At 70.5% G+C, this 24,177-nt stretch carries 22 protein-coding genes; 3 read left to right on the top strand and 19 right to left on the bottom strand.

Going from position 1 to position 24,177, the window contains the following annotated elements; genetic code table 11:
- Positions 1 to 70: 70 nt before the first annotated feature.
- The 4 genes from AC07RM_RS39285 to AC07RM_RS39270 all read right to left on the bottom strand — a co-directional run bounded on the left by AC07RM_RS39285 (position 71) and on the right by AC07RM_RS39270 (position 2,891).
- A complete protein-coding gene (locus tag AC07RM_RS39285; protein ID WP_495337944.1) occupies positions 71 to 586 on the bottom strand; it encodes an RNA polymerase sigma factor in 516 nt (171 codons plus the stop codon).
- Complete coding sequence (locus tag AC07RM_RS39280) at positions 583 to 1,302, bottom strand: STN domain-containing protein (RefSeq protein ID WP_495337943.1); 720 nt, start codon at positions 1,300 to 1,302, stop codon at positions 583 to 585. Before AC07RM_RS39280 ends, AC07RM_RS39285 begins: the two co-directional genes overlap by 4 nt.
- Positions 1,303 to 1,530: 228 nt before the next feature.
- Positions 1,531 to 2,223, bottom strand: coding sequence for a transposase family protein (locus AC07RM_RS39275; protein ID WP_495337942.1), 693 nt, complete (start codon positions 2,221 to 2,223; stop codon positions 1,531 to 1,533).
- 209 nt (positions 2,224 to 2,432) lie between these two features.
- A complete protein-coding gene (locus AC07RM_RS39270) occupies positions 2,433 to 2,891 on the bottom strand; it encodes a hypothetical protein (protein WP_495337941.1) in 459 nt (152 codons plus the stop codon).
- 152 nt (positions 2,892 to 3,043) lie between these two features.
- Here AC07RM_RS39270 and AC07RM_RS39265 point away from each other — a divergent pair, with 152 nt between their 5' ends.
- From AC07RM_RS39265 to AC07RM_RS39255, 3 genes are read left to right on the top strand one after another with little or no spacing between them, the layout of a single operon-like run.
- Positions 3,044 to 3,529 (top strand): prepilin-type N-terminal cleavage/methylation domain-containing protein, encoded by a 486-nt coding sequence (locus tag AC07RM_RS39265; protein ID WP_495337940.1) that lies wholly within the window; start codon positions 3,044 to 3,046, stop codon positions 3,527 to 3,529.
- 3 nt (positions 3,530 to 3,532) lie between these two features.
- Positions 3,533 to 3,943, top strand: a complete 411-nt coding sequence (gene gspI, locus AC07RM_RS39260; protein ID WP_495337939.1) for a type II secretion system minor pseudopilin GspI — start codon at positions 3,533 to 3,535, stop codon at positions 3,941 to 3,943.
- The gene (locus AC07RM_RS39255) at positions 3,940 to 4,662 is read left to right on the top strand and encodes a type II secretion system protein GspJ (protein WP_495337938.1); all 723 of its coding nucleotides are present in this window, start codon (positions 3,940 to 3,942) and stop codon (positions 4,660 to 4,662) included. The genes gspI and AC07RM_RS39255 overlap by 4 nt, the downstream gene beginning before the upstream one ends.
- A gap of 287 nt (positions 4,663 to 4,949) precedes the next feature.
- Here the strand turns inward: AC07RM_RS39255 and AC07RM_RS39250 are convergent, their stop codons facing one another.
- From AC07RM_RS39250 to AC07RM_RS39180, 15 genes are all read right to left on the bottom strand, one after another.
- Entirely contained in the window at positions 4,950 to 6,233 is a 1,284-nt protein-coding gene (locus tag AC07RM_RS39250; RefSeq protein ID WP_495337937.1) for a substrate-binding domain-containing protein, read from the bottom strand.
- A 442-nt stretch (positions 6,234 to 6,675) separates the two neighbouring features.
- Complete coding sequence (gene gspF / locus AC07RM_RS39245) at positions 6,676 to 7,878, bottom strand: type II secretion system inner membrane protein GspF (RefSeq protein ID WP_495337935.1); 1,203 nt, start codon at positions 7,876 to 7,878, stop codon at positions 6,676 to 6,678.
- A 30-nt stretch (positions 7,879 to 7,908) separates the two neighbouring features.
- On the bottom strand, positions 7,909 to 9,384 hold the full coding sequence (gene gspE / locus AC07RM_RS39240) for a type II secretion system ATPase GspE (RefSeq protein WP_495337934.1): 1,476 nt from the start codon (positions 9,382 to 9,384) through the stop codon (positions 7,909 to 7,911).
- Positions 9,381 to 12,113, bottom strand: a complete 2,733-nt coding sequence (gene gspD, locus AC07RM_RS39235; RefSeq protein WP_495337932.1) for a type II secretion system secretin GspD — start codon at positions 12,111 to 12,113, stop codon at positions 9,381 to 9,383. Before gspD ends, gspE begins: the two co-directional genes overlap by 4 nt.
- A gap of 38 nt (positions 12,114 to 12,151) precedes the next feature.
- Entirely contained in the window at positions 12,152 to 12,766 is a 615-nt protein-coding gene (locus AC07RM_RS39230; protein ID WP_495337931.1) for a hypothetical protein, read from the bottom strand.
- Positions 12,763 to 13,959: a type II secretion system protein GspL gene (gene gspL, locus AC07RM_RS39225; RefSeq protein ID WP_495337930.1), complete on the bottom strand. Its 1,197-nt coding sequence runs from the start codon at positions 13,957 to 13,959 to the stop codon at positions 12,763 to 12,765. Before gspL ends, AC07RM_RS39230 begins: the two co-directional genes overlap by 4 nt.
- Before the next feature lie 87 nt (positions 13,960 to 14,046).
- Complete coding sequence (gene gspK, locus AC07RM_RS39220; protein WP_495337929.1) at positions 14,047 to 15,054, bottom strand: type II secretion system minor pseudopilin GspK; 1,008 nt, start codon at positions 15,052 to 15,054, stop codon at positions 14,047 to 14,049.
- Positions 15,055 to 15,063: 9 nt separating this feature from the next.
- Entirely contained in the window at positions 15,064 to 15,513 is a 450-nt protein-coding gene (gene gspG, locus AC07RM_RS39215) for a type II secretion system major pseudopilin GspG (RefSeq protein ID WP_495337928.1), read from the bottom strand.
- Between the two features lie 262 nt (positions 15,514 to 15,775).
- Positions 15,776 to 16,552, bottom strand: a complete 777-nt coding sequence (locus tag AC07RM_RS39210; protein ID WP_093350894.1) for an enoyl-CoA hydratase/isomerase family protein — start codon at positions 16,550 to 16,552, stop codon at positions 15,776 to 15,778.
- Entirely contained in the window at positions 16,549 to 18,534 is a 1,986-nt protein-coding gene (locus tag AC07RM_RS39205; RefSeq protein ID WP_495337927.1) for an acetyl/propionyl/methylcrotonyl-CoA carboxylase subunit alpha, read from the bottom strand. Before AC07RM_RS39205 ends, AC07RM_RS39210 begins: the two co-directional genes overlap by 4 nt.
- 17 nt (positions 18,535 to 18,551) lie before the next feature.
- Entirely contained in the window at positions 18,552 to 20,174 is a 1,623-nt protein-coding gene (locus AC07RM_RS39200; RefSeq protein ID WP_495337925.1) for an acyl-CoA carboxylase subunit beta, read from the bottom strand.
- 69 nt (positions 20,175 to 20,243) lie between these two features.
- Entirely contained in the window at positions 20,244 to 21,161 is a 918-nt protein-coding gene (locus tag AC07RM_RS39195; RefSeq protein ID WP_495337924.1) for an amidohydrolase family protein, read from the bottom strand.
- A gap of 67 nt (positions 21,162 to 21,228) precedes the next feature.
- The gene (locus tag AC07RM_RS39190; RefSeq protein WP_495337923.1) at positions 21,229 to 22,122 is read right to left on the bottom strand and encodes a phosphatidylglycerol lysyltransferase domain-containing protein; all 894 of its coding nucleotides are present in this window, start codon (positions 22,120 to 22,122) and stop codon (positions 21,229 to 21,231) included.
- On the bottom strand, positions 22,119 to 22,952 hold the full coding sequence (locus AC07RM_RS39185) for a TIGR03084 family metal-binding protein (RefSeq protein ID WP_495337922.1): 834 nt from the start codon (positions 22,950 to 22,952) through the stop codon (positions 22,119 to 22,121). Before AC07RM_RS39185 ends, AC07RM_RS39190 begins: the two co-directional genes overlap by 4 nt.
- Before the next feature lie 24 nt (positions 22,953 to 22,976).
- Entirely contained in the window at positions 22,977 to 24,152 is a 1,176-nt protein-coding gene (locus AC07RM_RS39180) for an acyl-CoA dehydrogenase family protein (RefSeq protein WP_495337921.1), read from the bottom strand.
- Between the last annotated feature and the right edge of the window lie 25 nt (positions 24,153 to 24,177).

Below are 24,177 nucleotides of genomic sequence, written 5' to 3'. Positions count from 1 at the left end.
GCCAGACTACAAGACGATTGGCGGCTCCCAAAACCGCGGAAAAATCTCGCGTGCGCGTCATGAAAGCCTGCTACGGCCGGCGCAGCAGGCGCGCGGCGCAGTACTCCTGGGCCGCCTTGAGCTCGCTTTCCACCGTGCGCAGCGAGATGCCCAGCCGCTTGGCGACCTCGCGCTGCGGCCATTGCTCCCAGCGCACGAGCAGCAATATCTCTCGACGGCGTGCTGGCATCTCGTCGACCGCCGCCTTCAGGGCTTCGAGCTCGGACCGCCCTTCCGCGACCTGGGCCGGACCAGGTGCCGGGTCCGGGATCACGTGCATCAACTCCTGCACATCCTCGGCCGAGAGCATCCGGCTCTGGCTGCGCCGGACGTCGATGGCGAGGTTGACGCCCATGCGGACCAGGTAGGCCTGAGGATTGGCGATCGGCCCGGCGATGTGGCTGTCGCGATGCAGCCGCAGCCAGACTTCGTGCAGCGTGTCGCCCGCGAGCTCGGCGTTGCCCAGGTGGATCGACAGGCTGCGCTTGATCTGGTCGTAGCACTGGACCAGCGCGCCTCGCAGCATCGGAAGCACGTTGTCGTTCATTGCGCGGCATCCTCCTCGCACGCGCGTCCCGCCACACGGCCCTGGGGCAGGATGACCAGCAACAGCGGCTGGCGAAGCTCCGCGGGCGGCGGATGGTCCAGCCGCAGGCCGCTCAGCGCGGCGAGCAGCACGCCGTCGCGCCGGACGCTGCCGGTCGAGCCGATCAGGCGCGGACGCACCAGCCGCCCCTCGGCATCGACACTCAGGCGCAGCGATGCGCGATAGCTTCCCGGCACGGTCCGGGGATCGGCGCACAGCGCGCGCCACACGCGGGCCTGGACGAGCCCGTCATAGCGCCGGTCCAGTCCCGCGGCGTGCGGTGGCTCCGACGCGACGCCGGCCGAGATCTGCCGCAGCACGAAGGCGCCCCGGAGCTGGAGATCGGAGTCATCAGCCATCAGCCCGGTACCAGCGAGGATCGCCAGCAGCGCGACGTGAGGCGGATAGCGGCCCTTGATGGCATTCGAGGCGCGGCCCGCCACCAGGGCATCGCTGAAGAGGACGGTCTGGTCCGCGATCACCGCGTAGCGTTCCAGCGCGAAGGCCAGCGGCTGGGAGGGAATGTCGAAGTCGAGGGCATCCACGCGGATGCCGGCGGCGGTGACGGCGGAGGCAGCGTCATCGGCGGCCGATGCCGGGGCGGATTCCATCGCCATTCCCAGCACGCACGCGCAAACGGCCGCGTGGCCGATCACGCCGCGAGCGATGCCGCGCACGACGGCTCGCCCGCGGGCCATGCCTTTCCCGAGGCGCCCCGCATGCCGCGATCGAAACGCCGGGCGAGCGGCTGGGGAACAGTGGATTGCGTCAGCACGGCAACGAGAACCCTATTGAACGAAATGAATCATCCCCCGGGCAAATTGCACATCCGTGACAGTAAAGGCAAAGTTCCAAGGCACGGCGACGCGCCGAATCGCTCGGTCGCCGCAAAGGCGGGGAGCGCTTCAGCCGCTCACCGCATGCCCACCGCGCTCGATCCGCGCAGCCTGGTAGACGGGGCTGTTGCGCGCCGTGGCGCGCGCCAACTCGATATGGTGCGAGCGCAGCGTGTGCAGCAGCCCGTGGTTGATGCAGAACTCCTCGGTGTCCGCGGTCAGCAGCGCGCCGTTTTCGAGGCAGCGGCACACGATGTCGATCGCATGAGGATCGGCGCTGATCATCCCGATGTCGCGGATGAAGGCCTGCGGCTCGGGCAGCGGCTCGGAACGCAGCCGGTAGCCCACGAACCAGCGCCACAGCATGTTGTATCCGAGGCCCTCGCGAACGCGCCTGGGATCGGCCAGCGAATACACGACCTGCAGCAACCAGGCCCGGGTGATCAGCCGGGCATCGACCCCACTCTCGCACTGCAGCGTCAGCTCGCTCATCACCGCGCCCTCGTAGGCCAGGGTGCTGTCGATCGCCTCGCGCAACACCACCAGCGCATGGTCGTCGGGAACGAAGTTCTTCAGGCAGTCGACCTCCACCCACAGCGGATGGGACACGATCCAAACCCACGGCACGCCATAGCGCTCGATGGGCACGGGTTCGCTGCGGGCCACCTCCACGTGCTTGGACAATTCCTTGTCCAGGGTCTGCATCGATACGCTCCTGCCCGCGCCGGCAAAGACCGTATCCCTCGGGTTCTTCTTCTTCACTCAACCTCCGCATCTGTCCCGAACGGGGACGCCCCCGGGCGCGGCGCCAGCCGCGGCCCGACCATGATCCGAAATCGATATTCCTAGACGAGTGCCAATCGCCGAACCCGCAGAAAAAATCCGTGGGCGCAGGCCGTGTTCCCGCTGGCGCACATCACGCGCAAATGACCGCAACGAAAGCAGTACAGCAAACGATGCGAGGGGCTCGGTCAACGCACGCGTACGATGCCCGGCGGGCCCAGATCGGGGCGCGCGGGCGCCACGATGCGCGTCTTCTCGCCGGCGCGCTCGATCGTCACCGCATCGGCGTCGATGGCGGCGAGCGTTGCATCGCGTGCGATGGCCTCGCCGGTCATGAATGCCCGGGGCGTCGCGCCATTGATCCTGAGCACCGCAACGGCGCGGTCGCCGCGACGCATGAGGCCGATCACGGCGACATCCAGGCGCACCTGCCCCGGCCCGAGCCACGCACCCAGGGCCTGCGCTGCGGGATCGGGCGCGGGAGCGGGCGGAACGGCCCGCGCCGTTGGCGGCGGCGCCTCTGGCGCGTACAATCTGGCCCCCCAGAACCCCAGGCCGGCGACGACCGCGACCAGGCCCAGCGCATGCGCGGCGCGCGCCGACAGCGCCGGCGATACCGGTTGCAGCCAATTCCATGTTCGGGTCATCTTGCAATTCCTTCGGTGCCCGCGCATCGCGTCGGCGCGGGACCCGCAGTATTAGCAGATGCATGTTGGCAATTCATGTCAACGCCACATTCCAGCCCTACGATTTTCCAAACCTTCGCCGGCGGATCCCGCCCGACGCGACGACCTCGTCCATGAAACCCCCGCGCCGCAATCACGGCTTCTCGCTGATCGAACTGATGGTGGTGCTGGTCATCATCGGCATCGCGACGGCCGCCATCTCCCTGCGCGTCGCGCCCGACCCTGCCGGGGCGCTGCGGCTCGACGCACGCGAACTCGCCCTGCGGCTCGCGGCCGCGCAGCAGGAGGTGCGCATCGATGGACGCGTCATCGCCTGGGAAGCGCACGGCGACGGCTACCAGTTCGTGCGCGGCACATGGGCCAGCGCGCCCGGCAGCGTCGTGCCCATGGTCGCGACGGGCGGGGAACTCGACCGCTTCGCGCAGGACGATGCCCTGCGCCCGCGTCGCTGGCGCGCCGGCACGGTGGAGGTCACGCCCGCCGCCCCCCTGCTGCTGACGTCCGAATGGATCGGCGCGCCCTGGGTGCTGGAGTTGCGCAGCGGCCCGAACCGCGTCGCCATCCTGCGCGATGCCATCGGCGGCTTCCAGGTGCAATGACGCATGCGCGCGCGCCGGCTTCCGTCCCCGTCGCCCCTGCCGCCCACCTCGAGCGGCGCATGCGGCTTCACGCTGGTCGAGGTGCTGGTCGCGCTGGCCATCATCGGCATCGCGCTGGCCGCGTTCGTGCGCGTCACGAGCCAGAGCGCGACCAACCAGGGCCTGATCGAACAACGGTCGCTGGCGATGCTCTCCGCGCAGAACAGCCTGGCCGAGCTGCAGCTCGATGCGCTGCCCGCGCCCGGGCTGCGCCAGATCGCATGCCCCCAGGCCGACCTGTCCTTCGTCTGCCGGGTGCGCACGGGGCCTTCGCTCGACGGCATGCGCGCGGTCGAGGTCGAGGTCTACCTCGGGCGCGACGACGGCCAGCGCCTGGCCAGCCTGCAGTCGCGGCTGCCCGAGAGGCCCCGGTGAGCAAGACCGCGCCGCGCGGTCCGCGGCGGGTTCCCTCGGGCTCGTCGGGCTTCACGCTGGTCGAGGCCCTGGTCGCCATCGTGATCATGGCCGTGCTCAGCCTGATCGCCTGGCGCGGCCTCGACGGCATGAGCCGCGCCAACACCCGGCTGCAGGCACGCGCCGAGGAGAACGCGCGCCTTCTGCGCACGCTACAGCAGATCGAGCGCGACCTGAACTGGCGCACCACCGTCGAACTTCCCTCCGCCGCCGACGATGCGCCTTCGCAGGCCGACGCACCGCCAGCATCGCGCGCGGCGGCCGCCACGCGCAATGCAAGGCCGCGCAGACCCGAGCCTGCGGCTGCGTTGCTGCCCGCGGGCATGGACGCCCGGCGCTCGACCCAGGCACCGCTGCTGATCGAACTGGTGCGCGCCGCGCCTGCCGAGCCGGGGCGCTGGCAGCGCGTGCAATGGTGGCTTCAGGCCGGCACGCTCTACCGCGCGGCGGGACCCGCGGTGGATGCCTATCCGCTGCCGCCGCCACGGCCGGCCGATCGCGTCACGGTGCTCGAGGACATCGCCTCGTTCGATGTGCGCGCGTGGGAACCCGGGCAGGGCTGGCGCGCGCTGCCGGCCGCATTCGCACGCGCGCGGGCATCCGGGTTCGAGATCACGCTCGGCATGCGCACCGACGGCGGGCCCGCGGTGCGGTACCGCCAGGTGGTTCCACTGGATTGAGCCTCGCCGAGGGGTTGCGGCACCGACTGCCGACCTCCGCCCCCGACGCCGGCATCGACAGCGCGCGCGACCAAGGGCGACTTGATCGGCGAAGCTGCGGCCGCCGGCATCCTGTTCCGCGGACCGTTCTTCCCCGAACTGAAGCCCGGCTCTCGGTCGAGGCGGCGCGCTCCTTGGCGCGGAAATGAAAACGCCAGGCAGTTGCAAATGCAACTGCCTGGCGTGGAGTTCGCTCCGATGCTTCAACTAGGCCGACGGGCCGGCGCGCGACTCATCGGATCGCGACATCAGGAGGGACGGCCGGTGGTGCCGCAGACCGACGTGTTGCCGATCGCCTGGCTGCTGGTCGAGGTCAGGAACGTGTCGCGGATGGCGTTGTTCCATGCGGTCGGCAGCTTGGCGAAGTTGTGGCCGACGCCGACGGGGCCGTCGATGAACGAGTCGTAGGTGCCGTTGTTCAGCTTGGTCACGAGGTCCTTGACCGCGGCGCCGACGGTGCCGGTGCCGAAGCCGGCCGCATAGCACTGGCCGAGCAGCAGGTTGGTGGTGCCGTAGATCGGATAGGCGGCGGCAGGCACGGCGTAGGTCGGAACCCAGTTGGTCGGGGTGTTGCGAGCCAGGCCGGTCGGCGGATTGGGCAGGGCGGCCTGGATCGAGGCTTCCGTCGGCAGGAAGCCGTTGATGCGGGCGACGACGGAGTTCGCGTTGCCCGTGTAGTCCGGATCCGGGCTCAGGTAGCCGATGCGATGGTTGGTCGTCATCGCGGCCTTCACGCCGCCGCTGCCGGTGGTGGCGGCAACCCACACGTCGGGGATGCCGTCGCCGTTGGCGTCTTCGGCAGCCGTCAGGGTCGGCAGGGCCGTAGCCACGACTTGCTTGAAGTCGTTCGAGAAGGTGAACGACTTGCCGGCGGGCAGGAACGAACCGCAGGCAGCCTTCAGGAAGCTGGACAGCAGTTCGGTGGTGCCGCTGGTTTCGACGCGGAAGACCACGGCGATCGGGCTGGTGGAGCCCACGGCGCCGTCGTCGGCGGCGGTGCTCACCTGGTTCCAGGTACGTGCCGTCGTCTGGAACGAGAAGATGCGGCAGATTTCCTGCGTGGTGAGGTTCAGCGTCGAGAGGCCGGTTTCCTTGTAGGGCAGCAGCACCGGCGTAGCGACCGCCGGGATCTGGAGCATCGGGCCGTAGACCGACTTGCCCTTGACGTTCGTGGGATCGTTGTAGGCGGTGAGTTCGGTCGAGGTCAGCGCGGAGTCGCTGCCGATGATGTGCACGGTCTGCGTGGTGGGCCAGAGCGGGCGCGTTGCCAAGCTCTCGTTGCGGAACTCGCTGCCCGCGGTGGCTTGCGGGTTGTTCAGCAGGAATGCCTTCTTGCCCGCGCCGCTACCGGTGCCGGTGTAGCTCCAGGCACCCGGGGTGGTGCCGTTGTCGAAGATGTCTTGGTACATCTGCTGAGCCAGCGTGCCGCCACCGCTGACCACCGTCTGTGCCGAAGCGGCACCGGCCATCGCCATCACACCGACTGCCATCACGAGGGACAGCTTGTTGAGTTTGAAGTTCACGGATTTCATTGCGTTGCTCCTTAAGCAAACTGAGAAAGTTGAGATACCCAGAACGAATTGACCAGATCCTTGGGCATTGCATCTGCGCCGCCCGTCCCCCTGTTGGGTAGACACGCCGCCATTGTTTTGGCGACAGATCGAGTTTGGATTTGCACAGTGACGTGGCGTTGAACAAGAACCCCCAACTCGATTCGCGACGCTCCCGAGTTCCGGCTTCTTTCATCCATTCGTCGAAGCGAATGGAAGCTTTCACACTGCTCTCGATTCCGCACCGGTGATCTCGCGCAAGCCTTTGATTTGCGCTGCGATTTCCTCGCTCCGCGTCGATGGCCACGGGCAGATGCGACGGCTTCGGCCGCGCTAGCGTCTTGCACGCGATGCGCAATCCTCCCGAGCATTCGAATGGCACACGGGAGGATGGATCCCGGCGCGTTCTTTCGCCGCGCCGGACTCACTTCACCATCTGGTTGATTTCCATGATCGGCAGCAGCACCGCGAGCACGATCAGCATCACGACCCCCCCCATGCCGAGGATCATCAGCGGCTCGAGCAATGCCGTCAGGCGCGTGGCGCGTCGCTCGAGGTCACGCGATAGATTGGCGGCGGCCCGATCGAGCATGGGCGCGAGCGCACCGGTCTTCTCGCCGCTCGCGACGAGGTGGACCAGGTTGGAGGGGAAGATCTTCTGCACGCGCAGCGCCGATGCGAGCGGCGCGCCTTCCCGCACGCGCGCCGTGGTGTCGGCGGCGCAGGCCTTGAGCCGGTCGTTGCCCATTGTCTGGCGTGCGGCGTCGAGTGCACGCAGCAGCGGCACGCCGGCATCCATCAGGATGGCGAGGGTGGAGGCGAAGCGGGCGGTGTTCACGCCCAGCACGTAGCGGCCCACCATCGGAATGCGCAGCACCGCGCCATGCCATCGGAGGCGCGCCGCATCGTCGCGCAGCGAAGAGCGCCACATCGCAACGGCCCCGCCGATCGCGAGCGCGGTGAGCCAGCCCCACTCGCGCACATAGGCGCTCGCCGCGAGCATCGCGCGCGTGAGCATCGGCAGTTCCTGCCGCGCCTGCGAGAAGGCGCTCACGACCTGCGGCACCACGTAGCCGAGCAGGAAGATCACGATGCACACCGAGACGAAGGCCACCACCGCGGGATAGATGAAGGCGGTGAGCATCTTGCTGCGCAAGTGATCGCGGCCCTCGAGGTAGTCGGCCAGCCGCTCCATCACGCGCGCCAGGTCGCCCGAGTCCTCGCCCGCGCTCACCAGCGCGCGATAGATCTCCGGGAAGTCGCGCGGACGCTCGCCCAGCGCGTCGGCCAGGCGCATGCCGCCGCGTACGTGGCCGCATACGGCGGTCAGCGCATCGGCGACGACCTTCTGCTCGGCTTGCTCGACGGTGGCCACCAGGGCTGACTCGAGCGGCAGCCGCGCGCCCAGCAGGCTCGCGAGCTCGCGCGTGGCCCAGCACAGGTCCGCCGCGCCCAGCCTCGGGCCGAACCACGCGGCGGCGCTGCCGGCCTTCGTCTCGTGCACGCCGAGTGCCGTCAGTCCGCGCTCGCGCAGTTGCAGTCGCACGGCGCGCGCCGATTCGGCCTCCATCACGCCGGCCTGCACCTGGCCCTTCGCATTGGCCGCTTCGAAGTGAAATCGTGGCATCGCGTGTCCGCCTCCGGCCGTGCCGGCGCGCTATTCGTCGTCGCGCGTGACGCGCAGGATTTCCTCGGGCGTGCTGATCCCTGCCTCAACCCAGCGCTGGCCATCCTCGCGCATGCTGCGCATGCCGCGCGCGCGGGCCGCCTCGCGCATGGCCTGCTCGTTGCCGCCGTCGTGGATGATCCTGCGCACCTCGTCGTCGATGACGAAGAGCTCGTGGATGCCCGTGCGACCCTTGAAGCCCGACTGGTTGCAATTCGCGCAGCCCACAGGCACCCAGCGCGTGCCGCCGCCGGGCAGCGCTTCCTCGCGCTTGCATTGCGGGCACAGGCAACGCACCAGCCGCTGGGCCAGCACGCCCAGCAACGAGGACGACAGCAGGAACGGCTCGATCCCCATGTCGGTCAGCCGCGTAATGGCAGAGATCGCGTCATTGGTGTGCAGCGAGGCCAGCACGCCGTGCCCCGTGAGCGAGGACTGGACCGCGATCTGCGCGGTCTCCAGGTCGCGGATCTCACCGATCATGATGTTGTCGGGGTCCTGGCGCAGCGCCGCGCGCAGCGCAGCGCCGAATGTCATGCCGATCTTCGCGTGCACCGGGATCTGGTTGACGCCGGGCAGGTCGTACTCGACCGGATCCTCCACCGAAAGGATGTTGCTCACGCTCTTGTCGAGCTGGCCGAGTGCGGCATAGAGCGTGGTGGTCTTGCCGCTACCGGTCGGGCCGGTCACGAGCACGATTCCGTGGGGCTGCCGGATCAATCGCGTGAATGTCTCCAGCGTGTGGGGCGCGAGGCCCAGCCGCTGCAACTGCAGCCGGCCCGCATCCTTCTCGAGCAGCCGCAGCACCGCGCGCTCGCCATGCACCGTCGGCACGGTCGACACGCGCACGTCGATCGGCCGGCCGCCCACGCGCAGGGTGATGCGGCCGTCCTGCGGGATGCGCTTCTCGGCGATGTCGAGTTGCGACATGATCTTGATGCGCGAGATCAGCGCAGCATGCAGCTCCTTGCGCGGCGAAACCACGTCGCGCAGCGTTCCGTCGACGCGGTAGCGCACGACCGAGTGCGTCTCGAAGGCCTCGAAGTGAACGTCGCTCGCGCCGTCGCGCGCGGCCTGCGTGAGCAGCGCGTTGATCATGCGGATGACAGGCGCGTCGTCCTGGGCATCGAGCAGGTCCGTCACGGCCGGAATGTCCTGCATCAGCCGCTCGAGGTCGACCTCCGACTCGGCCGCGCCCACCACGGCGGCCGCACTGCCGGTTTCCGCATAGCCCGCGGACAGCAACGCGTCCAGTTCCGGCTCGGTGACCTCGCGCCAGGCATGGATGCCGGTCTGGCGCTGTGCCTCGGAAACCGCCCAGCCGGGCGTGCTCGCGCCGAAGGCCAGCGCCCTCGCGTCGCCCGCATCGACGGCATCGCCCGGCCCGCCGACGCCGCACACCACCACGCGTTGCGCGCGTGCCCATGCATGCGGCAGGGTGGGCAGCGGTCGCAGCGCGGCGCTCACGGGGCCACCACGATCTCGGGGCGGTAGCCGAGCTCGCGCAGCACGCCCACCGAGGTGTCGACCGCGCGGGCGTCGCGCGGCAGGTCCACGCGCACCGCGTAGCCAACGCCGCCCGGGCCGGCCACGATGTACGCCGGCATGCCGCTGATGCGCACGCGCTTGGCGACGCGGACCGCGTCCTGCTCCTGCGCGACGTCGGCCACCTGCAGCACGCTGCGGTTGTTCTCGGGTGTGGCATACAGCACCGCCGGGTCGCCGGTCACACCGACATTGGCGGGCAGCTGCGAGCGCATCTCGGGCTCCTTCGATTCGCCCTGCGCGGGCCGCTCGTGCACCTCCCGCGAGGACTGCGTGACCGGTGGCGCCTGCTCGCGGGTACGGTCCCACTGTTGCGGCCGCAGGTCCACCTCGGCCCGCCCGCCGGCCACCGGCAGGTCCGGCGGCGGCAGTATGGGCGCCGGCATGTCGGGCAGCAGCAGGTGCTTGCCGGGCTGCACACGGCTTTGCTGCGTGCGCATGAAGTTGTAGCGGTCCTGCGTCAGGCCGCGGCCGGCATTGGCATCGCGGATCACGTAGGGCCGCAGGAAGATCATCAGGTTCGTCTTCGCGCGCTGCCGCTTGTCATAGCGGAACAGGTTGCCCAGCACCGGGATGTTCCCGAGCCCCGGCACGGATTCCGAGGTGCTGGTGACGCTGTCCTCCAGCAACCCTCCGAGCACCATGATCTGGCCATCGTCAAGCAGCACGCTGGTATCGAGCGCGCGCTTGTTGGTCACGATTCCCGCCACGCCGGAGTTCTGGTCGTCGATGCTTGAGACCTCCTGGTAGATGTCGAGCTTGACCGTGCCGCCCTCGGAGATCTGCGGCCGGATCTTCAGCTGCAGGCCGATGTCCTCGCGCGTCACGGTCTGGAACGGATTGTCCGATCCGCCGCCGCCCGGCGTGATGTACTGGCCCGAGACGAAGGGCACCGTCTTTCCGACGATGATCGAGGCCGCCTCGTTGTCGAGCGTGAGGATGTTCGGCGTCGAGAGGATGTTGGTGCCGCCCTTGGTTTGCAGCGCGCGCGCCAGCAGGTTGAGGTTGAGTATCTGGCCGCCGCCCGGCAACGCGGTTGTGCCGTCGACGATGCCGAGGTTCAGGCCCTGAGGAAGCAGGTCGATGGTGTTGCTGGCGGCTGTGTTCAGGCCCGCCCCTCCGCCAAAGTTGGAGCCGCCGATGAAGCGCCCGTTGTTGCGCATCCACTGGATGCCCAGCTGCGCCGCATCCTGTTCCGTCACCTCGACGATCAGGCTCTCGACCAGCACCTGCGCGCGACGCTGGTCGAGCAGATCGATGACGCGCCGGATGCTGCGGTACATCGGCTCGGGCGCCGCGATGATGAGCGTGTTGGTGGTGGCGTCGGCCTGCACGGTCACGCCATTGGCCGAGAAGGCCGAGCCCGGGCCGCCGCTGCCTGGAATTCCCTGCTGCGAGCCGCCCGCGCCGCCGAAGCGGCTGCCGCCGCTCGAGGCGCGCGTGCCGGAGCCCGAGGCGGACGACGACGAGGAGGACGACGAGCCGGTCGTGCCCGCGGTCCTGCCGGCGCTGCCCGCCGCGCCCGAGCCGCCGGCGGCACCCGCGCCGCCCGACATGCCGCCCGCGCCCAGTGCGGCGCGCGCGCCATCGCCGCCGCCAGACACTTGGCTGCCCGCATCGCCGGTAAGCAGGCCCCGCAGCACGCCCGACAGGTAGGTCGCCTGGGCATTGCGCAGGTACACCACATGCAGGTTGCCGGGATCGTCCTGCGAGTTGTCGAGCTTGACGATCAGGTCGCGCGCCAGCGAGGTGCGCGCCGGGCTGCTGGAACGGATGATCACACTGTTGGAGCGCGGGTCGGCCAGCACCACGATGTCGCGCCGCGTCTCGTTGCCGCTGCCCTGCAGCAGCTCGTTGGCCAGGCCCGCGATGTCCACCGCCACGCCGTTGAACACCTTCACCACGTCGGTGTCGAGCGAGGTCGGCGTGTCGATGCTCTCGACGATGCGCGCGATGCGCTCCAGGTTGTCGATGTAGTCGGTGATGACCAGCGTGTTGTTGGCCGCGTAGGCCGCGATGTTGCTCTCGGCTGCGATCATCGGCTTGAGCACCGGCACCAGCGCCTCCGCGTTCTCGTAGGCCAGGCGGAAAGTGCGCGTGGCGATACCGCCGCCCGGCGTGCGCGCATTGACCGCGCCGCCCTGCAGCTTGGCGTCGGCCACCGGCACGACGCGGCTCACGTTGCCTACGTCGACGATCGTGAAGCCTCGCATGCGCAGCGCCGACCCGAGCATGTCGTAGGCGGTCTTCGAGGGAACCTCGCCGTCGGAGACCAGCGTGATCTGGCCCTTGACGCGCGGGTCCATCACGAAGTTGCGGCCGAGGAAGCGCGACAGCGCGGAGACGACGGACTGGATATCCGCGTCGACGAAGTTCAGCACCGACCGGTCATCGGCCACGGCCATGACGGGCGTGGCCGCCGTTGCGGCGGGAGCGCCTCGCGCGTCTCTCGCGAGCGGGCGCACGACGTGCCCGGTGCCGGCGGCCGCTGCCGACGGTGCGACGGGCGGCCGCGCCGTCGCCTGCATCTTCGCGCCGGCCGCTGCCCGCGCCTCAACGCCCGAGCTGGGCACGTAGGTGCCGTCCCTGAACAGGGGCTCCTGCGTCGCGGCGTCGTTGGCGCAGCCCGCGAGGACCAGGCTGCAGATCAACGCACAACATCTTCCCGTTCGACCCGCGATGGCTCGCATCATGATCCGTTCCCTGGTTGTCCTTGCACCGCGAGCGTCACGCTGGCGCGCAGATGGCTCCGCCGATCGGCCGGAGCGCCGTCGCCGGAGCGCTGCAATGCCGCCCGCTGCACCGCCATGCCCAGGGCCGGCGGTGCGTCCAGCATCCAGGCAATCACCCGCGCGTCATCCGCGGAGCGCTCGAAATCGATCTTCAGCATGGCGCCGTCCTCGCGCAGCCGGTAGGCATCGGCCAGGCCCGCCTCCGCCAGACTGGCGCGAACGCGCGCGGCCGGGTCGCGCGCGGCGGGCGCGACGGCCGTATCCGCGGTCGGATGGCCGACGTCGGCCAGCACCTCCTCGAGCGCCGCGGCCTGCGAACGCAGGCGCGGCAACTCGCCATCCCAGTACGCCAGCGTGTCCAGTGCCGGTCTGGCCAGCAGCAGCCAGGCGGCGGCCAGCACCACCACGACGACCATCGCCATGACCTGCAGGCGCTCGCGCCCCGAAAGGCCACGCCAGCGGTCCTGGAACTGCGCGAGCAGTGGCTGCGCGCGCGCGCGAAGACGCGCCATCGGCTCCCGCCACCGCGGGGCCGGAGCGCCGCGCGCGGGCGCATCGAGGCGCGCGCTCATGGCTGCGCTCCGGCGGTGGTCGACGGCGCCGCGGCGGCCTGCACGCGCAGGCCGCCCGTCTCGGCCTCGATGGCCAGTCCGTGCGCCGAGGCACGTGCCTGCAGCGCCTTCAGTTCCTCCGCGCCCGGCACCACGCCTTCGCGCCAGCGGATGCGCAGCAGTCCATCGCCGAACTCCATGCCCTGAACCTGTCCCTCGGCCTGCGCGAGCACCGCGGCCAAGGCTTGCACGAGCGCCGAGAAATTCGGCTCCACCGCGTTGCCGGCGCCGCCGGCAACGCTCGCACGGCGCGCGTCCCGCAACTGCCGCGCCTGCTGCAATGGATTGAGGACCACCGGCACCTCGGGAAAGGCGGCCTTGACCCGCGCCGCCATCTGCCGCGTCAACGCCTGGCCCTCGATCGCCACCCGCGATGCGTGGAGGTCGAGGCCCAGCAGCCACACGGCGGCGGCGGCCACGCCCCAGCCGATGGCTGGCCGCATCCAGCGGGCCCCGGCGGCGCCGGCCCGGCGCCCGTCCATCGGCAAGGTCCACTGCCATCCCGTGCCGGTGAAAGGCACGCCCACCGCGTCATCGCCGCCGTCCGACAGCCAGTGCAGCCGGCGTGCTCCCGGCGACAGCGCCTGCAGCCTCGCCGGATCGTCGCTTCCCGCGAGCACGGGTTGCACGATGCCGTCGTCGCCTGCGCAGCGAACCACCGCCCAATCGTCGATGCGGACCGCGCTCGCCGAGCCTTCGAGCCCAGGCTGGCCGGCGGCATCGGGCAGGAAGGCCGGCGGCGGATACACCGCATGCGGTGCGAGCCCGTGCTGCCGCAGCGCCTGCATGCAGGCCGCGAGGACGTTGGCGTTCATCCAGGCCACCGGCACCGTGGCGTCGTCGGCGCGCGGGCCGAAACCCACGGCGAGATCGCCCGGTGGCGTCAGCGCGAGCAGCTCGATCGCGCCGAGCACCGCGACACGCTGGCGCGCGGCCGGCAACGGCGGCAGCGTGATCCTCGTCATCGAGACGTCGCCTGGATGCGGACAGGCCTCGATGCGCCGCGCCTGCCAGCGGGCACCGATGAGTTCCAGGCGCTCGAACACCTCGCCCTGCCAGCGTCCGTCGGGCAGGCGCCAGGCGCAGCGCACGGGCGCCGTGCCGATGCTTCGTGCCGGCGGCAGCATGAGCCGCAGCAGGTCGATGCGCGTCATCTCAGCGGCCTCCCGCCCGACGGCATCGACGCCCGGCGCACGAGCGTGACCGCGCGCGAAGCAGCGAGCAACATGCGCCGCTCATCCTCATGCGCCCTCCCTCAGCCAGGTCACCTGCGGCAGCACTTCTTTATCGTCGTGGATCAGCGCCTGCATCAGCAGCGTCGTGCGCGGCATCTCCAGTGCGCTGTAGACGCGAAACCACTGGCTCACGATGCCGATCAGGACCTGGCCCTCGTCGAGCTCGGGCATCTGCAGCCGGTTCACGAAGTCGCCGCGGTTGACGAACCACTGGCCCTGGTCGCGCGCCTGCAGCACGGCGCGCGCGCGGTCCAGCGACAGGCCGGGCACCCATGCGGCCAGCACCTCGGGCTTCGCGGTGTTGGCGTTGATCCACGTGCGTTGCGGCAGCACGGTGACGTAGGGGCGCAGGCGCGCGACGCTGTCGGCGCTCACGCCCGGAACGGCCAGCAGGTCCTCGACCGTGCGCAGGCGCGGCGCCTGGTCGCGCGCGGGCACGCCGTCGATGCCCAGCTGCAGCTCGGCCGCGCGCTGTGCCTCGACCTCCTCGGGATCGGTCAGCGCATCGCGCGGCGGGTCCGCCTCGGCCAAGCTGGCGACCACCCTGCGGGCGATGCGTCCGGCCTGGTCGGGCGGCACGCCGACCAGCGCGCACAGGCGCAGGAACGCACCGCTCTCCGCCGGATCGACGCGCCGGTAGCTCAGCAGGTTGCGCAGGTTGAACTTGGACTGCTCGTCGACGATTTCGGTGAATACGCGCGCGGGCGCGCCCTCGATCTGCCCGAGCACCTGGCCGGCAACCGGCCGGTTCCATGCGCCGTCCAGGCGCGTGGCGGGTTCGCGCTGCGCCTGCAGCCGAAGCAGCTGCTGCGCGCGGGCGATCTCGCCGCGCAACAGCCAGTAGCCCTGTGCCCGGGTCTGCTCCGACTGCGCCGCGCGGATGGCCGCGGTCTGCCGCGAGAGCAGGGCCGCCGCCAGCACCGCGATCACCGCGACCACGAGCAGCATGCTCACGACCGCCATGCCGCGCGACCGGCCTTGCAGGCCCGCGGGCAGCGCCCGAACGACACCCATCGATACCACCTACAGCTGCCAGGAACCGATGTCGGCGTTGGCCTTCTCTCCGCCCGGCTCACCGTCGGCGCCGAGCGAGAACACGTCGATCTCGCCGTTGGTGCCGGGGTTGAGGTACTGATAGGGCTTGCCCCAGGGATCGGCCGGCAAGCGCTCGAGGTAACTGCGCCAGTTCTGCGGCACCTTGCCTGCGGTCGGCTTCTCGACCAGCGCGCGCAGTCCCTGGGAACCGCTGGGGTACTCGCCGTTGTCGAGCCGGTATAGCTTGAGCGCCTGCATGATCGAGCCCACGTCCTGCCGCGCGGCGATCGCGCGCGCCTGGTCCGGGCGGTTCATCAGGTTGGGCACGATCAGCGCGGCGAGCACGCCCATGATCACCAGCACCACCATCAGTTCGATGAGCGTGAATCCCTGCTTCCGAAGCCGCAGATGTTTCTTTCCGGGGAACACTGCGGCCATGATCTTCGCTCCAGGTCGATACCGTTTCCGAGCAAGGATGATCGCAACGGCGCATGTCAGCCTGATGCCAGAAGCTCGGGAGGATTCGCGCCTGTCGCGCGCGGCCGGGGCTTTTCGGGGCCTCAGGGCGAGGAGTTCTCCCGAACATGAATCGCATGTGACACGGGCGATGCGCAACCGGCCACGGCACCGCGCCGGCCACGCAGCCGGCCTGAGGCAGAAAGTCTTCAGGCGACCGGGACCGGTCGCCGCCGATGCCCGCTCAGCGCCCGGTCCAGACCGGCCTGCGCTTCTCGTTGAACGAGGCCAGCCCTTCCTTCGCATCCTGCGTGCCCGCGAGCAGCGCGATCTGCCCCTCGGTGAAAGCGATGCCTTCGTCGAAGGACATGGCCTCGAGCGCGCGCATTGCGTACTTGCCGCGGCGGATCGCGGTCGGCGACTTGTCGGTCAGGCGCTCGAGCAGCCATTGCGTCTTCGCATCGAGTGCGTCGGCCGGCACCACGTGGTTCAGCAGGCCGGCTTCCTTCGCCTCGGCCGCGCCGAAGGGCTCGCCGCTCAGGCACCACTCGCGCAGGGTGCGGCGCGGCACGATGCGCTGCAGCAGGCTCAGCACCTGCATCGGGAACAGGCCGATCTTCACTTCGGGCAGGCCGAACTGCACCGTGTCGGCGGCCACCGCGAGGTCGGTCATGCACAAGAGGCCGATGCCGCCGGCCATGCAGGTGCCGTTGATGCGCGCGATGCTCGGCAGGGTGCCGGCCTGCGTCTCGCGCAGCAGGTCGGCGTAGTCGAGCGTGGGCTGCGCGAGGTCGAACGCGAAGCCCGCGCCGGGCTGCAGGTCGCCGCCGGCGCAGAAGGCCTTCTCGCCCGCGCCGGTCAGCACGATGGCGCGCACCTCGGGGTCGGCATGCGCGAGCCGCCAGCCTTCGCGAATGCCGGCCACCACCTCCGCGTTGAGCGCATTGCGCTTGTCGGGACGATTGATGGTGATCCAGAAGGCGCGGTCGCGCTTCTCGTGCAATACGGCGGCGGTGCTCATGGCGCGACTCCTTCGGCAACGGGGGCATCGACCTCGATCTCGGCCACGACACGGCGCGCCTCGACCTGGTCGCCGATACGCACATGCAGCGCGGCCAGCCGGCCGCTCACCGGCGCGGCGTGCACGTGCTCCATCTTCATCGCCTCGAGCGTGAGCAGCGGCTGCCCCGCGCGCACGGACTGGCCGGGCTCGGCCAGCACCGCGACCACGCGGCCGTTCATGGAGGCGCGCAGCTTGCCGTCGCCACCGCCCGCGCCGCCCTGGCGCGCGGAAGCCGCGCGCGTGGTGTCCTCGATGCGCAGCGCGCGGTCGCGGTACTGCAGCCACAGCAAGGTGCCGTCGCGCCAGTACGCGGCGCTCTCGTGCACGCCATCGCAGGCGAAGCGCACGCTGTCGTCGCCGTGCTCGATCAGCTCGATCGCGAAGGCCTTTTCATCGAGCCTGACCTGGAACCGGCGCGACGCGATCAACGCGACGCTCGCATGCCGCACCTGCCCCGCGAGCTCGAAGCGCAGCGAGATCGGCAGCTTGTGCGGCAGCCGCCGCGCCTGCGTGTCGTCGACGCGCTCGTACAGCAGCACCGCCGCGAGCGCGGCCGCGCGTGCGGCCGCGGCCTCGTCGGCCTGCAGCAGCGCCGCCTGGTGCTCGCCGATGAAGGCCGTGGTGGCACCGCCCGCCGCGAACACCGGATGCACGAGGCAGGCGCGCAGAAAGGCCTGGTTGGTGGTCACGCCCAGCGCCACCGCGTCCTCGAGCCCCGTGGCCAGCTTGCGCCGCGCCTCCTCGCGCGTGCGGCCGTGCGCCACGAGCTTGGCGATCATCGAGTCGTAATACGGCGGCACCTCGGCGCCCGAATGCAGCGCATGCTCGGCGCGCAGTTGCGGGGGCATCTTCCACAGCGCGAGCGTGCCGCTCTGTGGCACGAAGCCCTGCGCCGCGTCCTCGGCGCACAGCCGCACCTCGATCGCATGGCCTTCGAAGCGCACGTCCTGCTGCGCGAGCGGCAGCGGCTCGCCCGCGGCCACGCGCAGCTGCAGTTCCACCAGGTCGAGGCCGGTCACGGCCTCGGTCACCGGATGCTCGACCTGCAGCCGCGTGTTCATCTCCATGAAGTAGAAGTTGCCGTCGCCGTCGAGCAGGAACTCGAGCGTGCCCGCACCCTCGTAGCGGATCGCCTTCACGGCCGCCACCGCGGCCGCGCCCATGCGCTCGCGCAGCGCGCCGTCCACCGCCGGCGAAGGTGCCTCCTCGATCAGCTTCTGGTGCCGCCGCTGCACCGAGCAGTCGCGCTCGCCCAGGTGGATGGCATGGCCGTGGCGGTCGGCGAAGACCTGGATCTCGATGTGCCGCGGCTGCGCGATCGCGCGCTCGAGGATCACCTCGGGATCGCCGAAGGCGCTCTGCGCCTCCGAACGCGCGCTGCGCAACAGGGGCGCGAACTCCTCGGCCGACGGCACCAGCCGCATGCCGCGCCCGCCGCCGCCGGCCGTGGCCTTGATCATCACCGGGAAGCCGATGCGCGCGGCCTCCCGCGCGAGCCGCTCCTCGCCTTGATCCTCGCCCTGGTAGCCCGGAATGCAGGGCACGCCCGCGGCCTGCATCAGCGCCTTGGCGCCGGCCTTGTGGCCCATGGCCTCGATGGCCTCGGCCGAGGGCCCGATGAAGACCAGCCCGGCCTCCGCGCAGGCGCGCGCGAAGGCGGCGTTCTCGGCCAGGAAGCCGTAGCCCGGATGCACCGCGTCGGCACCGGTGCGGCGCGCGGCCTCGACGATGGCCTCGATGCGCAGGTAGGACTGCGCGGGCAGCGCCTCGCCGATGCACACGGCCTGGTCGGCCTCGCGCACGTGGCGCGCACCGGCATCGGCGCTCGAATACACCGCCACCGTGCGGTAGCCGAGCGCGCGCGCGCTGCGCATCACACGCAGCGCGATCTCGCCGCGGTTGGCAATCAGGATCTTGTGGAAGGGCGTTGACTGGTTCATGGACTGCTTCCCCTCGCTCATGGCCGCGCCACCGAGAACTGCATGGGCTGCGGCTCGCGCAGCTCGGCCTCGCGGCACACGGCCAGCAGCTTCGCGAGCACGGCGCGCGTGTCGCGCGGATCGATCACGCCGTCGTCGAGCACGTGCGCGCTGGTGGTGAACACGCTCATCTGGCTGTCGAAGCGCTCGACGATGCGGCGCTCCATCTCCGCGAGCTTGGCGCGGTCGACCTCGCCGCCCTTGCGCCGCATCGCGGCCTCGGTCACGTTGACCATGGTCTGCGCCGCCTGCTCGCCGCCCATCACCGCGGTGCGCGCGTTGGGCCACGAGAAGCAGAAGCGCGGATGGAAGCCGCGCCCGCACATGCCGTAGTTGCCGGCGCCGAACGAAGCGCCGCAATGGATGGTGATCTGCGGCACGGTCGCGTTGGTCACGGCCTGGATCATCTTCGAGCCGTGCTTGATCATCCCGCCCTCCTCGTGCGCGCGCCCAACCATGAAGCCGGTGGTGTTCTGCAGGTAGAGGATCGGCGTGCGCGACTGGCAGCAGGCCTGGATGAAATGGGCGGCCTTGGTGGCGCCCGCGTTGTCGATCGGGCCGTTGTTGGTGACCACGCCCACGGGCAGCCCTTCGATCTTGAAGTGGCCGACCACGGTGGCGCTGCCGTAGCCGGCGCCGAACTCGAGGAACTCGGAGTCGTCGGCGATGCGCGCGATCACCTGCTTCATGTCGACCGGCCGCTTGAGGTCGGCCGGCATGATGCCCAGCAGCTCCTCGGCATCGAAGCGCGGCGGCTTGAAGCGCCGCGGCGGCGGCGCCGGCAGCTCGCGGTTCCAGTCGATGTGGGCGAGGATCTCGCGCGCGATGCGGATCGCGTCGCGGTCGTCCTCGGCCAGGTAGTCGCCGAGCCCCGACACCGAGCTGTGCATGAGCGCGCCGCCCAGTTCCTCCTCGGTCGCGATCTCGCCCGTGGCGGCCTTCAAGAGCGGCGGCCCCGCGAGGAAGGCGCGCGAGCGGTCGCGCACCATCACGATGTAGTCCGACAGGCCGGTCTGGTAGGCGCCGCCCGCGGTCGAGGAACCGTGCGTGACCGTCAGCACCGGCAGGCCGGCGGCCGACAGCCGCGCGAGGTTGCGGAACAGGCTGCCGCCGGTCACGAATTCCTCGACCTTGTAGGTCATGAGGTTGGCGCCCGCGCTCTCGACCAGCTGCACGTAGGGCAGCCGGTTCTCGAGCGCGAGTTCCTGGATGCGCAGCTGCTTCGGGATGCCCATGGGCTGCAGCGCGCCGGCGTCGATGCCCGAGTCGGAGGCATTGACCATCACGCGCAGGCCCGAGACCTGGCCGATGCCCGCGATCACGCCGCCGCCGGGCACGCTCTTGTCGAGGTCGGGGTTGTCCAGGCCCAGCCCGGCGAGCGAGCAGAGCTCGAGGAAGGGCGTGCCGGGGTCGAGCAGCAGCGACAGCCGCTCGCGCGGCAGCAGTTGGCCGCGTTTCTCGAAGCGTTCGCGCGAGCGCTCCGAGGTGGCGGCGGCGCGCTGCTCGCAGCCGCGTACGCGCTCGAGCAGCGCGAGCATGTGGGCGCGATTGGCCTGGAAGGCTTCGGCGTGGGGGGAGAGGGTCGATTCGATGGTGGCCATGGTCTGCGGAAGAGTCCATGGCAGCTTAGGCAGCGCCCCCCGGGGCGTCTTGTGCCCAGTGGCTGGGGATCAGCGCACGCCGAACAGCCCGGCCGCGTTGTCCCACGCCACGCGCTGCGCCACCGCGGGCGGCAGCTCGCCGAGCCAGCCGCGGTAGCCGCGCATCAGCTCGTCGTAGGCGCTCCAGCGCTGGTTGACCCAGGTGTCGGAGCCGATCAGGAAGCGATCGGGAAAGGCCAGGATCAGCTCGCGCCACGGCGCGCACAGCGTGCCGCCCTCGCAGACCAGGCCCGGTCGGTACGACAGCTCGCCCATCAGCTTCGGATAGCGCTCGAGCATCTGGCGCACGCGCGTCACCGGCGTGCCGCCGATGCCGGTGTGGGCCCAGATCAGGCGCGTGTCGCGGCCCTGGCTCGGCGTGTTGGCCATCAGCAGGTCGACTGCCTCGTCGTCCACGTGCGCGAGCACGGCGAGTTGCTTCCGCTCTGCCAGCGCCATCAGTTTCTTCGCGACCGGGCCGTTGGCATTGGCGCTCTCGTAGAGATGGAACTCGCCGATGCCGCGGTAGGGCCCGTTCGCGGTGCCGCGCTCGAGTTCGGCCAGCACCATCTCGTGGATGCTCTCGTCGCGGAACCAGTTGTTGTAGTCGGCGCGGTTGCGGTACAGCCGCACGAAGGGCACCACGGTGACGCCGGCCTCGCGGGTCTCGCGCAGCGCCGCGAGCGTGCGCGTGCCGTCGTTGGGCCGCGAGTTGCCGACGATGGCGCGCACACCGTTGCGCTGCATGCGCGCGAGCGCCTCGGCCGGCGGGAACGGGCCGCTGCTGCCGTTCCAGGCCTCTTCGTTGTAGTGCAGGTGGGTGTCGAACAGCGGGCCGGTGTAGTCGGCGGCCTGGGCCGAGAATGCGAAGCCGGCGGCGACAGCGGCAACGACCGCGGATGCGGCGCGCGGCCAGCGTCGATGAAGGGAATCGGTGGTCCGGGTCATGCGGGCTCCTCGCGGCGGATGCGGTCGGTACGGTGGGCGGCGGAAGAATACCCGTCGCCACGCCGGCTCAGCGCAATAACCGTGCCCTGAACTTCTGCACCATCGCCGCCGGCGCGTACGAACGCTTGCTGCGCCGGAAGCCCGCGATGCCCATGTCCTGCTCGAAGTTGAGCCAGCGCACCGGCCGGCCGAACCCGGCCTCGAACTGCTGGCAGAAGTGCTGGAACATGTGCGGGTAGATGCCCGCGTGGCTGTCGAGCCCCTTGGCGAAGCGCATCGCGAACACGCCGGGCTGCAGTTCCTGCGCGAGCACGAAGCCCAGCGGTTCGTCGTGCGCGAAGTGCACGAAGCCCTCGAGCCCGAGCGCCGTCGCATCGGCGATGGCTGCGCGGCACGGCGCCTCGTCGGCTTCGCCCGCGGCCTTGCCCTTCTGCGCCATCCAGGCCTCGAGCACGCGCAGCGCCGCACCGGCCGAAGCGGGACCGAAGGCCTCGGCGCGCGGCGTGCACTGCGCGAGCAGTTGCCGCACCTGGCTGCGCTTCCAGGCCAGCGCGCGGCCGGCGTAGTCGGCGAAGCGGCTGGCGTCGTAGAGGTAGTCGGCGTCGTCGGGCGAGGCGCTCAGCGCGAAACGGTCGGTGCTCAGGCCTTCGACGTCGCGCCGCGACAGCGGGTAGAAGCAGTCGTGGTCTTCGAGCATCGCGGCCAGCGCCTCGGGCGGTGCCTGCGGCAGCGCGAACAGCGGGACCAGGTGGCGCGTACCGTCGTAGGTGCGGCCCGAAATGCGCGGCCAGCCGTCGTCTTCGGGCCCGATGTAGCGGTAGTCGTGGGCCTCGCGGAACAGCCAGAGGTTCGAGAACGTCAGGTCCGACAGGCAGCCCTCGGCGCTGCCCGCGCGCAGCCGTGCGAGCGCCGGTTCGATCGCCTCGCGCAGCGCCAGCGACAGCGGTCGCCCTGTCCTCATGCAGCGTCGTAGACCACCGCGCGCACGCCCGGCGCCGGCGGATCGGCCGGCGGCCCCGCGAAGCACTGGGCGATCGACAGCCACTGCGTCGCGCTGCCCGGCGTGCAGTGCAGCGCGGTGTCGGCGAGGTGGCGGCGCTGGGTCACGACCAGGCAGAAGTCGAGCGCATCGCCTCGCACCGATTCCGCCGAGGCCGGATCGCCCCAGCGCCAGGTCTGGCCGCCGGGCGCGTCGAGCTCGATGTAGGGCGCGGGCTCGGGCACCGGCAGCTGGCGATTGACGAAGGTCCAGCCGAAGGTGGTGGCGCCGATGTGCGCGATGTGGCGCAGCCGCGCGCTGGCCGGCCGGCGCCGGCGCATCAGGTCCCAGATGTCCTGGCCATGGGCCCAGGTCTCCATCAGCCGCGCGGTCGCGAACGAGCGCGCGCTCATCATCGGCCCGTACCACGGCAGCCGCGCCTTCGGGTCGAGCGCCGCGAGCGCGTCGGCCAGCTGCATCGAGATCGGCTGCCACAGCGCGAGCATCGCGGGGCCGTCGAGCGCGCCGTACTTCTCGCGCGCCAGCGAGCTGATCTCGCGGCCCTGCGCGAACTGCGCGTTGAGCGCCGCGGCATCGCGCACGAAGGCCTCGGGGTCGTTCAGCGCGAGCATCGAGGTCTGGTCGAAGAAGCACAGGTGGGCGATCTCGTCCCAGGGCGACCAGCCGTAGAACACGCTGGGCGCGCGCCACTGCTCGGGCGTGAGCGTGGCGCACAGCGCGGCGAGCTCGGCGTACTCGTCGCGCAGGTCGCGCGCGGTCTCCGCGTTGGGGCCGTTCGTCGAATCGTTCATCGTGGGCGTTGTCCTTCTCGTTCTTCAGAGCCCGAGCTGCCGGGCCGCCAGGTCCTTCATGATCTCTTCCGATCCGCCGCCGATCATCATCACCTTGACCTCGCGGTAGATGCGTTCGCTGCGCGTGCCGCGCATGAAGCCCATGCCGCCCAGCAACTGCACCGCCTGGTCGGCGCAGAACTGCATGGCCTGGGTGGCCTGCACCTTCGCGAGGCACACGCGCGCCACGAGTTTCGCCGGATCGGCCAGGCCGTGCTCGATGCGGTAGGCCAGGTCGTAGACCAGGGTGCGCGCGGCATCGACGCGCAGGGTCATGTCCATGAGCTTGTGGCGCACCACCTGGCGCTCGGCCAGCGGCACGCCGAAGGAGACGCGCTGCCGCGCCCAGTCCACCGCCTCCTCGAGGCAGACCTCGGCGAAGCCGCAGGCCAGCGCCGACATCAGGAGCCGCTCGCCGTTGAAGTTGTTCATCACCAGCTTGAAGCCCTGGTTCTCCGTGCCCACCAGGTTGCGCGCGGGCACGCGGCAGTTCTCGAAACGCAGGTGCGCGGTGTCGGAGCTCCACCAGCCCATCTTCTTGAGCGACGTGCGCGCGAGCCCCGGCGTGTCGCCCTCGATCACCAGCAGCGAGATGCCGCCCGCCCCCTTGTTCGCAGGATCGGTGCGCACGGCGGTGGTGATGAAGTCGGCGCGCACGCCCGAGGTGATGAAGGTCTTCTCGCCGTTCACCACGTAGTGGTCGCCATCGCGCACCGCGGTGGTCCGAAGCGCCGCGACGTCGGAACCGCCCGAGGGCTCGGTGATCGCGAGCGCGGCGATCTTCTCGCCGGCCAGCACCGGCGGGATCACGCGCTGCTTGAGGTCCTCGCTGCCGGCCTTGAGGATCGGTGGCAGCGCGATGCTGTGCGAGTTCAGCGAGGCCTGCACGCCGCCCGCGCCGCAGCGCGCGAACTCCTCGGCCACGATCAGCTGGTAGAACAGGTCGGCCGGCGTGCCGCCGAGCGCCTCGGGATAGCCCAGGCCCAGCACGCCGAGCCCGGCCGCGCGCCGGTACAGCTCGCGCGGGAAGGTCTCGGCCTCGTCCCATTCGGTCACGAAGGGCGCGATCTCGCGTGCCACGAAGGCGCGCAGGCCGGCACGGAAGGCTTCGTGCTCGGCGGAGAAGTAGAAGGGCAGCGGTGGGGCGTCCAGGAATTCCATGGTGTCTCCTTGGCGCACGAGGCTA

The sequence above is a fragment of the Variovorax sp. GW821-FHT09B05 genome, from assembly GCF_059418265.1.
Note: the sequence above shows the minus strand (reverse complement) of the source record. Positions and strands in the feature narration are given on the sequence as shown.

Bases quoted from the DNA above. Each gene is read 5' to 3' on its own strand.
- AC07RM_RS39285 (WP_495337944.1), bottom strand. From the start codon at position 586: ATGAACGACAACGTGCTTCCGATGCTGCGAGGCGCGCTGGTCCAGTGC.
- AC07RM_RS39270 (WP_495337941.1), bottom strand. From the start codon at position 2,891: ATGACCCGAACATGGAATTGGCTGCAACCGGTATCGCCGGCGCTGTCG.
- AC07RM_RS39265 (WP_495337940.1), top strand. From the start codon at position 3,044: ATGAAACCCCCGCGCCGCAATCACGGCTTCTCGCTGATCGAACTGATG.
- gspI (WP_495337939.1), top strand. From the start codon at position 3,533: ATGCGCGCGCGCCGGCTTCCGTCCCCGTCGCCCCTGCCGCCCACCTCG.
- AC07RM_RS39250 (WP_495337937.1), bottom strand. From the start codon at position 6,233: ATGAAATCCGTGAACTTCAAACTCAACAAGCTGTCCCTCGTGATGGCA.
- gspF (WP_495337935.1), bottom strand. From the start codon at position 7,878: ATGCCACGATTTCACTTCGAAGCGGCCAATGCGAAGGGCCAGGTGCAG.
- AC07RM_RS39230 (WP_495337931.1), bottom strand. From the start codon at position 12,766: ATGAGCGCGCGCCTCGATGCGCCCGCGCGCGGCGCTCCGGCCCCGCGG.
- gspL (WP_495337930.1), bottom strand. From the start codon at position 13,959: ATGACGCGCATCGACCTGCTGCGGCTCATGCTGCCGCCGGCACGAAGC.
- gspK (WP_495337929.1), bottom strand. From the start codon at position 15,054: ATGGGTGTCGTTCGGGCGCTGCCCGCGGGCCTGCAAGGCCGGTCGCGC.
- gspG (WP_495337928.1), bottom strand. From the start codon at position 15,513: ATGGCCGCAGTGTTCCCCGGAAAGAAACATCTGCGGCTTCGGAAGCAG.
- AC07RM_RS39210 (WP_093350894.1), bottom strand. From the start codon at position 16,552: ATGAGCACCGCCGCCGTATTGCACGAGAAGCGCGACCGCGCCTTCTGG.
- AC07RM_RS39205 (WP_495337927.1), bottom strand. From the start codon at position 18,534: ATGAACCAGTCAACGCCCTTCCACAAGATCCTGATTGCCAACCGCGGC.
- AC07RM_RS39200 (WP_495337925.1), bottom strand. From the start codon at position 20,174: ATGGCCACCATCGAATCGACCCTCTCCCCCCACGCCGAAGCCTTCCAG.
- AC07RM_RS39195 (WP_495337924.1), bottom strand. From the start codon at position 21,161: ATGACCCGGACCACCGATTCCCTTCATCGACGCTGGCCGCGCGCCGCA.
- AC07RM_RS39190 (WP_495337923.1), bottom strand. From the start codon at position 22,122: ATGAGGACAGGGCGACCGCTGTCGCTGGCGCTGCGCGAGGCGATCGAA.
- AC07RM_RS39185 (WP_495337922.1), bottom strand. From the start codon at position 22,952: ATGAACGATTCGACGAACGGCCCCAACGCGGAGACCGCGCGCGACCTG.
- AC07RM_RS39180 (WP_495337921.1), bottom strand. From the start codon at position 24,152: ATGGAATTCCTGGACGCCCCACCGCTGCCCTTCTACTTCTCCGCCGAG.